This window comes from Syntrophomonas wolfei subsp. methylbutyratica, assembly GCF_001570625.1.
GTDB classification, from domain to species: domain Bacteria; phylum Bacillota; class Syntrophomonadia; order Syntrophomonadales; family Syntrophomonadaceae; genus Syntrophomonas; species Syntrophomonas methylbutyratica.
This window is the reverse complement of the sequence record NZ_BBQT01000021.1, coordinates 25,134-39,945: the sequence shown is the minus strand read 5'-3', so window position 1 is coordinate 39,945 and position 14,812 is coordinate 25,134. Positions and strand designations below refer to the sequence as shown.

The following is a 14,812-nucleotide window of genomic DNA, read 5'->3' as shown; positions in this document are numbered from 1 at the left end:
CTTTATCAGCTTCTCCCTACTCCGATATAAGAAAATCCCATATTTTGTAGAGTCTTATCATCCAAAACATTACGCCCATCAATAACTAGATAAGGTGACTTCATCAAACCTTTAATCCTAATCCAATCCAGGTTCAAAAATTGTGACCACTCAGTAGCTAACAGTATCGCATTAGATTCCCTACATGTCTCATAAGGATTGGTATTAAAATCTAAGCGATTATGAGTAAATACTCCTTTTACTTGATCAATAGCAACAGGATCACAGGCAACAACATGAGCTCCTTCAGCAATTAAGTGTTTTATAATATCAACAGCAGGGGCTTCTCGAACATCATCAGTGTCAGGTTTAAAGGAAAGTCCCCAGACTGCTACTTTTTTATCATGCAAATCATCCAAAGCTTGTGTAATCTTCCGAACAATCATTACCCGTTGATTGGTATTAACCTCTATTACCGACTTTAAAAGACTAAAATGATAACCATTAAAGGATGAAATATAATCTAAACCAGTAGTATCTTTGGGAAAACAAGAACCACCATAACCCAATCCGGCTTGTAAAAAATGGGGACCAATTCGTTGATCCATACCAATAGCTGGCGCAACTGCATCTATGCTTGCTCCTACACGTTCACATAGATTAGCAATTTCATTAATAAAAGATATCTTTGTGGCTAAAAAAGCATTTGAAGCATACTTAACCATCTCCGCGCTGGTTATATCCATACATATCTTGGGAGCATCTATATCACGGTATAATTCCATTACTTTTTCTGCTGTCTCCTGGTTTTCAGTCCCGATAACAATTCTATCCGTGTTATACCAATCCCAAACTGCTTTTCCTTCTCTTAAAAATTCCGGGTTAGACGAATAACTTATAGGCACTTTAGCCCGTGAAAAAAAACGTTTACAGAGCAATTTACCCGTACCTGGCGGTACAGTGCTTTTCATTATTACTGTTAATGGATAAGCAGCTAAATCAATAATGGACTCTGCAACATCATTTACATAGCTCATGTCAACCCGTCCGTCAGCAGTTGCTGGTGTTCCCACAGCAATTATTACCATATCGGTATTAATAAGTGCTGGCCCAATCTCGGAAGAAAATGTGATTTTACCTGATTGTTGTGCCTTATTTAATAGTGTCTCCAAACCTTCTTCGTAGATAGGTATTACCCCTCTATTCAGTTTTTCTATTTTATCCAGGTCCTTATCAACTGAAAAAACCTGATGACCTGAATTCGCCAAACAACAGGCAGCTACTAATCCGATATATCCCGTTCCAATAACTGATATATTCATTAATCCCCCTCCTAAAATATTTAATAACAAATGAGTGCATAGAACTATAAAAAATTATTATTCTTTAACATAAATCAATCCCAGACCATCACTGGTAACTTGTTTGTAATGATTGTTTAAGTACACTTGTTTGAGGCCATAGTTTTTTTCGTATAATAATAACGCCTTATTGATTTCCATGTATAGTTTATGGTCCCTTTTCTTTATAACAGGAAGTATCTTTTCGTAGCTTGGCTTAATACTATTCGGTTCAGCACTCGAATCATAGATTACATCAACATGAAGCTTATTCATCCGTTCTTCAATTACATTCCAGGAAACGAAATACATTGACTCCCAGAAAAATGGTATTGCCTTAGATTTAACAATATAGCATATTTCATTTTGTCCTCTGCCGAAGACTACGTTTTTATTAGTAAGGTTATCATTATACCACTGCTGACGAAAGTCTGAGGCTACCTCCTTCTTACTTGCGAATGAATATCTGTCGATAACATAAGAATACATAGGCCAAACACGAAAAGCGTTTATGTAGATTAATGGTAAAAGCAACACAATGAACAAGTTAACCAGTAATCGATTATTGCTGGTTAACTTGTTCAAAAATTGCTTATTTTCAAGCTTTTTATTATTTTTATTTAATTTCTTTTTATTATTTGTATTAATGGTTAGGCTATTGTTGAGAACACATGCAAACAATATTGTTGCAGGTACTATCTGAAATACCTCGCTTTTCGGAGGAAGTAAAAACGGATAGTTTATTAGTTTTGCTACATAACCGAGCATAATCACAGAGGCGAGCCATTTATAAAAAGGCTCTACCTTCCGACTAAATATGATGGTTAGTGAAAATAGTATTACTAATAATGATAAAGGTGAGTGAAAGAACTGCAAACTCCAAATGTTACCAACAATAAACGGGTTAAAGGTATAGTATTTAAATAATGACAAAATTCCAGCAAAGCAGTAAGGGAATTCAGTATATTTAATAAATATATCACTGTATCTTAGATAATGGTTGAACATCATTTTTTGGTATGGACCATACCATGAACTTACTGTTGCATCAGCTGGAACCCAATTTAAACCGTAAATGAGCTGGCCGCTTTTTAAATAAATTAGTATAGGAAATACGCTACAAATGATCAATACAGGTATCATAAATATTAAACTATAGTTAAATAATCTCCAATGTTTACCTTTATTCTTATTATCTATCAATTCTTTTGTTTCATTTAATCGCAAATTTAATAGGAAGGGTAAAGCAATTATTAATGCAACCGCATAATAGCAAGTGGTCAATTTTGCGGCAACCATCATGCCGGCCAATATACCGGAATATAATAGTAAAATAAAGTCTCTATTCTTATAAAAAAGCCACAGAAAATAGATACATAAGATCTCAAAAGATATTGCAATAAAATAATTATCTGCTGATTCCGATGCAAAATATGCAAGAATAGGTGCGGTAAGTATTATTGCTACTACGATCCAAGCAGCTTTCTTACTTCCCATCTCCTTAGAAATAAAAAAAGTAATAAGGACAGCAATAAGAAATTGGAGTTTTGCAAAAAGTGAAGTTGCTATTAGATTAGATATAGACAGCAAATTAATGTATACCATTTCGAATAAACAGGTTGTATCTTGCATTGGCATAATATCTTTAAGTGGTTCTAATAGCATTGGAAAAAAATGACCTTTTCGAAGATATTCCTGAGCAACTAACAAATAGCTAAAAGAATCAGATCCATTAGGATATGCCAATCCAATCAGTAGATAGCTTATGAAATGGTATAAAAGAACAGGTAGTATTAATATAAATATTAAGTCGATTTTGATGTGATTAAATTTAAGATTTAGCTTTTTATAATTAAAAATCCAATAGAGGCATATACCCAAAACGGCAACACTATAAAATATCCTAAACCCTATAATTGAATAACCAATTGTTCCTCCAATTATTGCAGTTAACAATCCGATTATCCCTATACCGAAAACTATAGACGATAAATTTAAAAAAAACTCTGAGTTGAAATATTTTTTGACGGGTTTTAAGGTAAAATATCCCAAAAAATGAGCTGTTATAAGAATAACAATAACTGCTGTTATAGCGGATATTCTATCCATTGAAAAAAACCTCTCTTATTTTGATTGATTGATTATTTCCTCTATTTTAAGTGTTAGTATTGCAACCTGTTGATTTAAGTTCTTAATATGTTTTGCATATAAAGACATTTTAACTGAAAAAAACAATCCTAACAGAAATAGCATAAATGTAGCTAATGCATATCCCCAAGCTATGTTTCCGGCTTTTAAAAAAGCTCCCATGATATAGAATGATTTTATATTTAAAGCAACGACTAGCATACCTATACTAATGACTATCCAAAATACACCATAGCTTTCTTTAAGTTTTTCTCTTTTAATAAGTTCAATATTAATGATTATGAATATCAAACTAGCAATAATTGGTATATAAAACTGATTATTGTTCATTACTCATCCTCAATCTTCTTTATATTTTTAAAACAGTAAGTTAACAAGAGTAGATTCATTTTTAGAACATAATATATATTGTTAAAGAGATTTGCGTGCATTGATTTTTCATTATTATAATTCATTTTAATAGGTACTTCCTTAATCTTGGCACCAGCACACAGCAACATGTAAATAACATCAGCATCCGGGTAATCGTCCGGGAAAGTATCTAGAGACAGATAACGAAATATTTTACTGTTCATAGCTTGGTAACCTGACGTAGGATCAGTTATAATGCTTTTTGTCAACACTTTGAGAATTTTCTTAAATAGCTTCATGCCCAATCTTCTCAAATATGGGGGTTTATATTCTTGTGAATCTAAAAATCTAGATCCTATACAAAGGTCAGCTTCTCCATCAAGTATTGGCTGAAGCACAGTTAATATATCCTGAGGATTATGTTGTCCATCACCGTCCAACTGGACTAAGTACTTATATTTACAGCTGAGGGCATATTTATAACCGGTCTGTAATGCAACTCCATAACCCATATTGGTAGGGTGTTTTACAATCATTGCGCCAGCCATCAAGGCTAATGAAGCAGTCTTATCACTGGAGCAGTCATCAATGACAAGTACATTTAAGCCATATTCTTTTATGGTTTTAACCAATTCGAAAATATTCTTGGCCTCATTATAAGCAGGGATAATTATAATAATATCATCCATTTATCCAATAAATCCTGTTCTTAATAATATCTATTTGTAACCTATGAACATGTGATTTAAAAACCACTGGGTCCAAAAGTATTTCCTTCGTATGTTGATAAATCCCGCCTTTGCTAATCGACTTACTATCTCTTTATCTTTCAGATAGTACTCTTCTCCCTCTGCCATACCTCGAGCATGGTCCATATCATAATTCGTACCAAATACTATATCATGGAAACGTACCACTTTATGAACAGCTATTCCCGCAACTGGATTAGCTATAGTAACCAGAACATTTCCCCCGTATTTAAGACATCGATAAGCCTCTGATAGTTCATTATCTCTCATTGAAGGTGGTATATGATTTATATTTGCAATAAAAGTTACTGTATCAAATGTTTCATTTGGGAAAGGAAACTTTTTAATATCTTCAACAAGATTCTCCTCGGTTAATCCTTCATATTTAAATACATCTATTCCGATTCCATGTCCTTCTAAATATTTATTTATAAATCTGTTATATCTTCCGCATCCCACATCAAGACAATATCCCTGTACTTCATGCTTTACATAATCAAATCTTTCCGAAGCTAGAGAAGTTAATCCCCATTTATCATCTTCAAAAATATGGACAGCCCGAATAGGAAAAGTAATAAAGTCTTTAATTAATTGTTGTTTACTCCTCGGTGTATATCCCATATAACCCCAAAAACACCTCACTGGTATAGGTTAATTATGCCTGTTAATAATAGCTTGATTGATTTCAGGGTAAGCTTGTCTAAGACTTCCAAACTGACAACGTTTACTAAGTTCATTCAGTATTACGAGCATTGACCCGCAACGGTAATATTGTATAAATCGTTGCGTCAAAGGCATCGATCGCTTGGGGTATGAATTTAAAACCTCCCATGGATGAAAATATAATTGTACTGGTTTGCTAGTATTGACTAGTTCAATGAGTTTTCTCATTACCGGAATTGGATAAAATCGCAGGTAAAACCCCCCAGTTACAGGAATCCTTAAGCCTGCTAATGATAATGTAGAAGGCGGCACCTCAAGCAGATTAGTATCTTTATAATAATGAATATCGGTTTTGAAGTTGTTATTGCCATAAAAAAAGTTTTTTGCCGGAAAAAGACTACTATCATAAATGAAATCATTTTCCAACAATATTTTTGCTGCTTGATCAGGAATATGCGTGGTGCTCCAGGAGGGGGACCTGTATCCAATTGGTTTTTCTCCCACTATTTCATAAATTACAGTACTACTCATAGAGATATCTTCAGCAAATTGTTCAAGAGTTTGTTTATACGCTAGTTGGTGCCAAAATCCGTGAGATTCAATTTCATGTCCAGCCCTATGAATAGTTTTTATTAAATCAGCATGACGCTGAGCAATATATCCCGAAACAAAAAATGTTGCCTTTATCGCATGAATAGCCAAGAAATCCAGGATCAAATCAGTTGCCTCTATAATTGCAGGTCTGCAATTAACCCATTCTTTAGATGGTATATTAACAAAAGAAGCTTGATACCAATCCTCGAAATCTATAGATAAAGCATTAATCATATTGCCCTCGAATCATCATCTGTATTTTAGTCCTTTTCGTCTAAACTCCAAACCATCAGTCCATTGAGGAAAAGAAACATATTGTCCCCCATGAGGTATCGGGTAAGTTTTCATCTTATCGTTACATGCATCATGCAATGTTCTTACAAGGAGTTCTCCTCCCTTATCGGCTACGTTTTTATATAAACCAAACAGAGTCGATTCTTGGGTAATGGGAATTGATTCGCGGTAAAAATAATCACCTGAATCAATTTTAGTGGTCATCTTATGGACCGTGGTCCCCGTCCTATCAGCTCCTTTTAACATTGCCCAAAAGACAGTGGAAACGCCTCGGAAATCTGGCAGATAGGAGCCATGCACATTAATGGAACATAAATTTGGAGCCTCAATTGTTTCCCGGCACAATATTATAGGGCAAGCCAGAGAAATCAAAATATCAACTTCATAATTTCTTATAATCTCTCTGAACTTAGGACTATTAGGGTATATATAACTGGTAATATTGCAATTATTCTTTAGACAAATTGATTTAACTGATTTACTGGAAAATATTTGTTTAACAGCTGTCCTAACAAATTCAACTGGTCCTAAAAGATTAAAGGCATGTCTTATTGTCCTTAATGGATGAGGCAGATGTTTAAAGGGTGATATAATCATTACTCCAACAATATTTTCTCTAAATTCATCTAAAACACGTGAGAGCATTATTGGTACTAATTCAGACTCATCTTGTACAATTAGAAGAAACTTCAAATTTAAGTTCATAAGACTCTCCACAAGATTGAATCAACTTGCCGCAATTTATTGTGCTTGAACAAGATAGCGACTTATCGCGAGATAATCAAGACCGCTTTGTTTAAACGCTCTGATAGCTTCCTCGGGTGTACATACTATTGGTTCTTCATGCATATTAAAGCTTGTATTTAAAATAACACCTATGCCTGTTATGTTTTTATATTCTTTTATTATTCTATAATAACTAGGGTTGTTTTCCTTACTAACAAAGTTTGGTCTGGCAGTACCATCAATATGCACCACAGCAGGACATTCCTGCTTCATTTTGTTAGTGCAATTAAATGTTATAGTCATAAATTCAGCTGTGTATTCGGCTCCTTGTATATTCAGGAAATATTCAAAACGGTCTTCCATTAACACCGAGGGCGCAAAGGGCATAAATTCAGTTCTCTTTAGTCTGCTGTTTAACCAATCATTAGCTGTTTTATCACCTGCATGAAAGAGTATTGAACGGTTGCCTAATGCTCTAGGCCCGTATTCCATTCGTCCGTTATATCTCGCAACAATTTTTTTATCAGCCAATAATCTAGCAATTTTCCTTTCGATATCATCATAATAACAATATTTTATGTTCTGTTTATCTAGACAATATTTTATTTCTTCATCAGAGTACCCCGATCCAAAGTATACATTTTTAAGACATTTCGATGGCAAATATTTTCCTTGCTTTTTTAACTCCTGGTTATATGCATATTGGGCCGCTCCCAATGCCTGGCCCGCATCGCTCATGGCAGGGTGGATATAGATCTCTTCAACGCCTTCTATTTCGTGTATCTTCTGATTTAACAAAACATTAGCAGCAACCCCTCCGGATAAGACAATTTTTCTTTTATTAGTGATCTTAAGGGCGTTCTTAAGCAAGTCAATAAGCACATCTTCTAGACGTTTTTGAAAAGCAGCTGCTATATCTTCCTTTAAGCAATTAGCGAAGTATCCAGGAATTTGATTACTCAAATAATAGTCTTGTATAAAACCGTAGATAAGCGGATTTACTTCTAATGTCACGCCATTTGACCATATTAATGCAGCAACCTTATCGTAGGCTACATTTGGATCTCCAAATGCAGCCAAACCGGTTATTTTGCCTGCGTGTTTAAGATAATCAAAACCAAGTATTGTTGTAGCCAATTCATAGAACATTCCTGGAGAATGAGGCCACGAAGTTTTGGTTAATTGCTTAAAATTGCCATTTTCAAACTCATCAATTACAATGCTGTTTTCCCAGTCATATCCTTCAATAACAATTGATAAGGCGTCGCTAAAACCAGATGTAAAGCAGGCGCTAGCTGCATGACCATAATGATGTGGTGTATATACAAATTTTCCTTTAAAGCCTTTTAATAAGTGTCCCACCCGTATACGTTTAGTTAAATACAAAAACAAAAACTGAGGTACACCTGTACAGAAAAGGCTGTTGACAATTAATGCCCCGCCTCGTTTAAATACTAACTTTTCACCTTTGATTCTTCGTACAAATATTTTGAAGTCCTTGCCCTTGCAAAAGGTTTTCCGCACAATAAAACTTTTTGCATAAACCCACCAATTTCTCATTGGAGGGAAGCCAGATATTGCAACTATATTAATGTCGTCTGGTTTTAATCCAGTTTGTTTCAAACACTCTTGTATAGCCAAAATAGGGGCTGAGTCATCCATTTTAATTCTGGAAAAACGTTCTTCTGCAGCCGCAAATAAAATTTCATTATCCTTTATTAAAGCCACTGAACTATCGTGAGTCTCAAAGTTAACACCCAACACTATCACGTTGAACCCTCTTTTAACATTTTACAATAAAATTTCCATTCTTCATAATCTTCTGTTCCCATCGCAAGGCGCTTTCTATAATGCAGTGTAAATCATTATACCGAGGTTGCCAGTTTAAACTTTGTTTTAGTTTTTGGGAATCGGCAATAAGTATTGGAGGGTCACCCAGTCGTCGCTCCTTGAAGGCTACGTTAATATTTACACCGGTTAACTTCTTTGTGGCCTCCATTACTTCCAGTACTGAATAACCCCGGCCATAACCGCAATTACAAACCAGGCTCTTTCCACCATCTAGAAGATATTGTAAAGACATAGTAAATGCAGAAGCCAAGTCGTCCACATGAATATAATCTCTGATTCCCGTTCCATCTGTAGTTGGATAATCATTACCATAAACATTTAGACATGATATTGGGTTTAATGCAGTTCTTACACAGGACGTAATCAAATGAGTGGATTGGGGTTTTCCTTCGCCTATACGTCCATATAAGTCGGCCCCAGCAACATTGAAACAACGTAACGTTATGTATTGTAAATCAGCGGCTTTTGCTATATCGTTAATTATTTTTTCAATGATTGCCTTACTTTGGCCGTAAGGGCTAATTGGGGCAATTGCGGAATTTTCTGTAACAGGTATTTCTTGAGGTATACCGTAGACTGCAGCAGTAGAAGAGAAAATAAACTTATTAACTTTGGTTTCGGCCATAACTTGCAGAAGATTAAGGGTCCCACACACATTATTCATATAGTATTTTAAAGGTTGTTCTACCGATTCAGGAGCAATTATACAGGCGGCCAAATGAATGACCACATCAATTTTATTATTAATAAAAACTTTACGCATCATAATTAGGTCCAGAATGTCTCCTATTACCAATTCACCGTAAAGAACCGCCCATTGATTCCCGGTAGACAGATTATCATATACTATAATATCATAACCTTTTTCTCCCAATGCCTTTACGACATGGCTGCCAATATATCCAGCTCCGCCGGTGACCAAAACCTTACCCAAACAACTAAACCCTCCAGACCTCTATGCTATGAATCCATTATTTTGAAGCCTAACAACTGCTTCCAAGCATTCAGATGAGGATCTAAACTCCAATATTCTTTAACAAATTCTAGCTTTTGTATAAGTGTATCATGTTCTTTCTGTGTTCGAATATTATCAATTGCCTCGCGAAAACTGGCCTGATCATATATTTCATGGTAGCACTCATTATATCCTATAAGTGGTGATTGGTTAAGTGTTCCTGCATTGATATACACTAGAACTTCCCGGCCAAACGCAAGTGCCTCAATTGCAACCGTACTCGCTCCTACAAGTACAGCATCACATTCTGGCATCAGATCTGCTATTGCTTCATACTTAATTTCATAGTTCGTGAAATCATATCCTGCCCCTGTTTGAGGCATAAAACTATCTACTGAAAGTGATGGATGCCCTTTGAACCATATCTCCACACCATCCTGATTACCCCAAAAAGTCGCAACTACCAGGTCTACTATTGTAATTGATTCCTTAGCATCAATAGTAGTACATACTAATAGAATAAACTTATCTTTTCTTTGCGGTTGTTGCTTAGAATGATCGAATTGTAGATATTCGTAAATGTGCAGATACCGCAGAGCCTCTAATTCTACGATATCCTGATAATATTGGGAAAGCATACGTTTAGGCCCCTTCCCATTACATGCGAAGATATCAGGCATTGGAATGCCGGCAGGGGTGTTTTTATCCTCAAGTTCCTTTTGAGAATGATACATCTGGAGATAATTTCTTGAAAGGGATGAGTGCATATATCCAATTGTAGTAATCCCACTATCAGAATACCTTTTGGCAGCAATTAAAGCATATTCCCAGTTCATCATTTCGGAATAATATAAACAATAAGTCTGATTATTTAGTTTTCTAAACATATTATTGAAAGCATAATATTGGAGTATGCCTTGAATCAGATAAAAGCCTGTAAAAGATTGATTCAATAACTCCAACAAAAACGGTAGTGCGAAATCATTTCCTGGTTTTTTTTCCAGAACCAGTTCTGATAGTTTATTGCTAACCTTGCTCCAAGCTATTCTGATCCGCATGTATTCTATAAATGCATTAGCAATCAGTTTTAACGAAAGAAATTCTTCATAAAAAAATAACGGTTCACCATTATGTATGAATCGTTTCGCTAACTTTACAGCATCTGCGAAAGAATAGTTGTCAATATATGTATAAATCAGTCCGGAAACTATTGGTTTCCCATGCTCATGATATATATCCTGTAGCGGCAATATGTATCTATTTCTGAAAATCCCTTCTTGAGCCTCCTTTGGCAACACATAAGGAAAATATGATATAAATAACAAAGCATTTTCAGTTTCTAAATTTCGTTGTTTTAGCGATGGTAATTTTATTCTTAAATGAAGTAGCCTACCACATATTGTTAACAAAGCCCATGCTGCACGGATAAATCCATTTTGTTTAACTTTATCTTTAACCCTATAAAATAAGCGCTCTTTGTTGACTCTCCATAACTGGCATTTAATACATTCTGAACTTAGGACTAATTTTAGCTTTTCGCCAAAATTTCCGTCCTTCAGTGCCAAAATAACCAGGTCATAATGGCCATTTTGAGCTTGGTCAATTACTGCCGCAGTTTGTACTATACGAAAAAACGCATTACTCTTGGCTGGATCTTTATCTGCTAAAAGGCTGAACCACCAAGCAGATACATTCCCATCAGAAAGCATTAATAATTCTCTAAGCTTCTTAGACCCAATCTTACAATTACCAATCTCCGCCGCCCATTCAATATATTCGTCACGCAGATTCTGGGCTTTATAGTTTACGATTTCTCCAGAATCCAAAAGATTAATCGGTATATTTAACTGCTCACCCAATTCTGACACTACTTGATTAATGTCTGAATTGGACGTAAGAGGAAAAACATCTAAATGCCTACATTCAAGCTTATCCCAAGGATATAAAATTTTATGTGAATCAAATACCAACAAAACCTTCATTATAGCTCGCTTTTCACTTTATTTGATAAAAATCAATACAATTAATTATAAATATTCTATATCATTAATTAAGTATCAAGCTTCTTATGTTATCCCAACCTTGCCATTAGGGTCCATATCAAGCATGCACTCCAGAAGCCCCTGCCCCATATCTACATAAAGGTGATTTACCAGTTTGGAGCCAATTTTAGGCGCATAGGAATATGGGGTATAGGCATAATGGTCATCATTTTTTTTATTACTGAACCTTATCTCCATATCCTTACCTGTTATCTCTTTAATCATCAACAGCATATCTCTGAATCTCATGGTATGTTGCCCGCTGATGATTATATGCTGGTTACGGTATTCTTCACCTAATACGTCAACGCTCAGACGAGCTGCATCCCGTACATGTATGTAATCCCTCATCTCATCACCAGTACCATCGCACCGAACCACATTATCTTCCAAAGCCTGTTTTAAATATCTATAGATACTATTCCGGTTATCGGCCCGCGGACCATAGAGGGTGCCATAGCGCAATATAGTATAATCGAGCCCGTAACGATTATTATATTCTTCAATATATATCTCCGAAGCCTGCTTACTGCACCGGTAAAATCCGCCTTTTTGACTGTATACATAAATAGTACTGGCGTACACATACCTTTTAGCCGGAACCTGCAGGGCAGCTTCCATAATATTTAAATTGCCCTTGACGTTTAATTCTAAAGTCTTCAATGGCTTGGTAGTGGCATCATCCAGATCCGCTATGCCGGCAAGGTTAAAAATATAGTCACATCCGGTCGTAGCAGCCTTAACTGCTTCTTCGTCCAAAATATCTCCTACAATCATCTTTTGCCCATCCCTCAGATATGGTGATGACTGCAAGTCGAAAACTATAACCTCATAGCCTCTGCCACTCAAAACATCGGCTACATGACTTCCCAAAAATCCCGAACCGCCAAAAACGATCGCTTTCATGATATGTATCTCTCCCCTTAAGTAAAATGGCACTACAAGTGTTTGAGGATTTCACTGAATGCATAAAAATCTCTTATTTTATACGGACATGAGTCCAGTTCATTGCCCCCGGAATGAATCCTGGCGATAAAATGCACCCCGGTTTCTTCGGCAGCCTGTTTATCACTGTTGGCATCACCAATAAAAACAATATCTGCCATAGACAAATCACACGTATTCATTATATGAAAAATAATCTCGGCCTTAGTTTTAGGGGTCCCAAATATTCCTTGAAAATATTTTCCCAATCCACGGTGTTTAACTATAGTGTGCAGCTCGTCTTCCGGTGTTCCCGAAGCAATGAAAAGCTGGATTGTTTTATAGTATTCCTCTAAGAATTCCAGCAATCCTGATACTATGGGAGCTTTCAGGACTTCTTCAAATACTATGGTGGAAAACCGTTGACCCAGTTCTTCCTCCTGTTTAAGTGTTAGCGGCTGCATGATAATGTTGTTGAATATATGTCTAAATTTTACATAGCGTGATATTCCCATATTGTTAATATGATAGTTAACAATTTCCTCGACCTCTTCCGGGTAATCATTCTCAAATAGCTTTCTAAAGGCAACGGTCTTAATTTCTGCTGATTCCAGTATTACCCCATCAAAATCAAAAATAATGGTATTAATCATTAAAAACTCCTATCACTGTACAAGGAGAACTATCTGCCGATGAAAGCCGTAAAGGAGCTACCCATACCTCTTTTAATCCTTTTAAGTCAGCCCCCAAACACATATCCTCAATAATCAATATCGGGTTTCCTTCACTATCTGGATTAAGAAAAACCTGATGGGCTTGTCTGCCTATCATTCGATTGACATAAGATGATAGCGAAATAAAATCAAACCCTATAGCTCTAATATTCTTCCTTTTTTTTCTCAGCAATGTTCCAAGCTCCGGGGATATACCCGGATTCTCCAAACAATAACAGGAATTCTTTCTATATTTATACCACCCGGTTTTGAGTATTAATAAATCCGTGGTTTCCGCCACTATTTCCAGTAAATCACCAGGCGAAATAATCTGCCCGGCTTTAACTTTAATATTTATTACCTGGGGATTACTAAAAAGCCAGAACTCAGCTGGATAATCCGCTATTCCGGGAGCATTAGAAAAAAAATGGGCCGGACCATCTACATGAGTTCCCCAGTGGTTTTCCATGGCAAAACTATAAACATTGCAGCTATCACCTGATTCTATGGATTTTACCGGGTTTATTGTCATAGGTTGGTCGGGTTTGCCATAAACAGGATTATTCTGTTCCAAGGGGTAGGATAAATATTCTATACGCCTCATTCATTCCTCTCCACAATGTTTTCACAGGGTTCGCCCCTTAGTACCCTTATACAGTTATCGATAGCCAGCAATTCGGTTTGACGTCTGGAGCCTTCTGTAAAGGAACTAGCATGCGGGGTCAACAGTGTATTTCCCAATTCTATTAGATTTCCCTTATAGGGTTCGTCCTCAAATACATCACAGCAATAATAACTATCAGGCTGTTCCTTTAAGTATTCATAAATAGCCTGTTCATTTACTATTCCACCCCGGGCTGTATTAACAAGGGTAACAGGATGCTTCAATAACTGCAGTTCATCATATGACAGCCAATCCCTGGTATTGTCTTTTAAGGGAACATGAAATGAAATAATATCTGATTTTTCTAATATTTCTTCTTTTCCAACAAACTCCCAACCCATAGCATGTGCAGTAGCCAAATCGGGCTTAATATCATGTAATAAAATTGTACAACCAAACGCATAAAGAAGGGTTGCCAACCTTTTTCCTATCCTGCCAAACCCCACAATCCCAACCGTAGCATCCTTTAAGCGTAAACCAAACTCCCGCCTCCAAATTCCCTGCCTCATCAAACTATCATAATTTCTCAGTTTTCTTGTCCCAGCCAGAATAAAGGCCAGAGCCATTTCTGCGGTTGAATCGGTAGGCCCAAAAGGAGTATAGGTAGTAATAACCCCATGCTTTTTAAAATATTCTACGTCAATATTGTTATATCCCACTCCGACCCGGGAAATGACCTTTAATGAAGGACATTTATAGCTTATGGATTTTCTTACTTCCTTAGTTCCAACTATAAGGGCATCATACTGTCCATTAATCATTTCCTCTTCGATTTCTTCAGCCAATGGATCCCTCCCCCAGGGATTACAAACAAATTGA

Annotated in this window: 14 protein-coding genes; all 14 read right to left on the bottom strand. The window is 36.1% G+C overall.

The window, feature by feature from the left end; all coding sequences use genetic code 11:
- Positions 1–5: 5 nt before the first annotated feature.
- The gene (locus tag AWB54_RS12845; RefSeq protein WP_082736214.1) at positions 6–1,301 is read right to left on the bottom strand and encodes a UDP-glucose dehydrogenase family protein; all 1,296 of its coding nucleotides are present in this window, start codon (positions 1,299–1,301) and stop codon (positions 6–8) included.
- A 57-nt stretch (positions 1,302–1,358) separates the two neighbouring features.
- A complete protein-coding gene (locus AWB54_RS12840; protein ID WP_061215002.1) occupies positions 1,359–3,428 on the bottom strand; it encodes a hypothetical protein in 2,070 nt (689 codons plus the stop codon).
- 15 nt (positions 3,429–3,443) lie between these two features.
- Entirely contained in the window at positions 3,444–3,797 is a 354-nt protein-coding gene (locus AWB54_RS12835; protein ID WP_061215001.1) for a DUF2304 family protein, read from the bottom strand.
- A complete protein-coding gene (locus AWB54_RS12830; protein WP_061215000.1) occupies positions 3,797–4,507 on the bottom strand; it encodes a glycosyltransferase family 2 protein in 711 nt (236 codons plus the stop codon). Before AWB54_RS12830 ends, AWB54_RS12835 begins: the two co-directional genes overlap by 1 nt.
- 30 nt (positions 4,508–4,537) lie before the next feature.
- Entirely contained in the window at positions 4,538–5,188 is a 651-nt protein-coding gene (locus AWB54_RS12825) for a class I SAM-dependent methyltransferase (protein ID WP_061214999.1), read from the bottom strand.
- Positions 5,189–5,218: 30 nt separating this feature from the next.
- Positions 5,219–6,058 (bottom strand): polysaccharide deacetylase family protein, encoded by an 840-nt coding sequence (locus tag AWB54_RS12820; protein ID WP_061214998.1) that lies wholly within the window; start codon positions 6,056–6,058, stop codon positions 5,219–5,221.
- Positions 6,059–6,073: 15 nt separating this feature from the next.
- Entirely contained in the window at positions 6,074–6,823 is a 750-nt protein-coding gene (locus tag AWB54_RS12815; RefSeq protein ID WP_061214997.1) for a formyltransferase family protein, read from the bottom strand.
- 36 nt (positions 6,824–6,859) lie between these two features.
- Entirely contained in the window at positions 6,860–8,614 is a 1,755-nt protein-coding gene (locus AWB54_RS12810; RefSeq protein ID WP_061214996.1) for a carbamoyltransferase family protein, read from the bottom strand.
- A gap of 13 nt (positions 8,615–8,627) precedes the next feature.
- Positions 8,628–9,629: a UDP-glucose 4-epimerase GalE gene (gene galE, locus AWB54_RS12805; RefSeq protein WP_061214995.1), complete on the bottom strand. Its 1,002-nt coding sequence runs from the start codon at positions 9,627–9,629 to the stop codon at positions 8,628–8,630.
- 26 nt (positions 9,630–9,655) lie between these two features.
- Positions 9,656–11,632: a hypothetical protein gene (locus AWB54_RS12800; RefSeq protein ID WP_061214994.1), complete on the bottom strand. Its 1,977-nt coding sequence runs from the start codon at positions 11,630–11,632 to the stop codon at positions 9,656–9,658.
- Positions 11,633–11,716: 84 nt separating this feature from the next.
- Positions 11,717–12,598, bottom strand: coding sequence for an NAD-dependent epimerase/dehydratase family protein (locus AWB54_RS12795; RefSeq protein ID WP_061214993.1), 882 nt, complete (start codon positions 12,596–12,598; stop codon positions 11,717–11,719).
- Positions 12,599–12,630: 32 nt separating this feature from the next.
- Entirely contained in the window at positions 12,631–13,269 is a 639-nt protein-coding gene (locus AWB54_RS12790) for an HAD family hydrolase (protein ID WP_061214992.1), read from the bottom strand.
- Positions 13,262–13,933 carry a cyclase family protein gene (locus AWB54_RS12785; RefSeq protein WP_061214991.1) on the bottom strand — a complete coding sequence of 224 codons (672 nt, stop codon included), beginning with the start codon at positions 13,931–13,933 and terminating at the stop codon, positions 13,262–13,264. Before AWB54_RS12785 ends, AWB54_RS12790 begins: the two co-directional genes overlap by 8 nt.
- Entirely contained in the window at positions 13,930–14,778 is an 849-nt protein-coding gene (locus tag AWB54_RS12780) for an NAD(P)-dependent oxidoreductase (RefSeq protein WP_061214990.1), read from the bottom strand. The genes AWB54_RS12785 and AWB54_RS12780 overlap by 4 nt, the downstream gene beginning before the upstream one ends.
- Positions 14,779–14,812 lie beyond the last annotated feature (34 nt).

Excerpts from the sequence above, each read along its gene's own strand:
- AWB54_RS12845 (WP_082736214.1), bottom strand. The coding sequence starts at position 1,301 with ATGAATATATCAGTTATTGGAACGGGATATATCGGATTAGTAGCTGCC.
- AWB54_RS12840 (WP_061215002.1), bottom strand. The coding sequence starts at position 3,428 with ATGGATAGAATATCCGCTATAACAGCAGTTATTGTTATTCTTATAACA.
- AWB54_RS12835 (WP_061215001.1), bottom strand. The coding sequence starts at position 3,797 with ATGAACAATAATCAGTTTTATATACCAATTATTGCTAGTTTGATATTC.
- AWB54_RS12830 (WP_061215000.1), bottom strand. The coding sequence starts at position 4,507 with ATGGATGATATTATTATAATTATCCCTGCTTATAATGAGGCCAAGAAT.
- AWB54_RS12825 (WP_061214999.1), bottom strand. The coding sequence starts at position 5,188 with ATGGGATATACACCGAGGAGTAAACAACAATTAATTAAAGACTTTATT.
- AWB54_RS12820 (WP_061214998.1), bottom strand. The coding sequence starts at position 6,058 with ATGATTAATGCTTTATCTATAGATTTCGAGGATTGGTATCAAGCTTCT.
- AWB54_RS12815 (WP_061214997.1), bottom strand. The coding sequence starts at position 6,823 with ATGAACTTAAATTTGAAGTTTCTTCTAATTGTACAAGATGAGTCTGAA.
- AWB54_RS12800 (WP_061214994.1), bottom strand. The coding sequence starts at position 11,632 with ATGAAGGTTTTGTTGGTATTTGATTCACATAAAATTTTATATCCTTGG.
- AWB54_RS12795 (WP_061214993.1), bottom strand. The coding sequence starts at position 12,598 with ATGAAAGCGATCGTTTTTGGCGGTTCGGGATTTTTGGGAAGTCATGTA.
- AWB54_RS12790 (WP_061214992.1), bottom strand. The coding sequence starts at position 13,269 with ATGATTAATACCATTATTTTTGATTTTGATGGGGTAATACTGGAATCA.
- AWB54_RS12785 (WP_061214991.1), bottom strand. The coding sequence starts at position 13,933 with ATGAGGCGTATAGAATATTTATCCTACCCCTTGGAACAGAATAATCCT.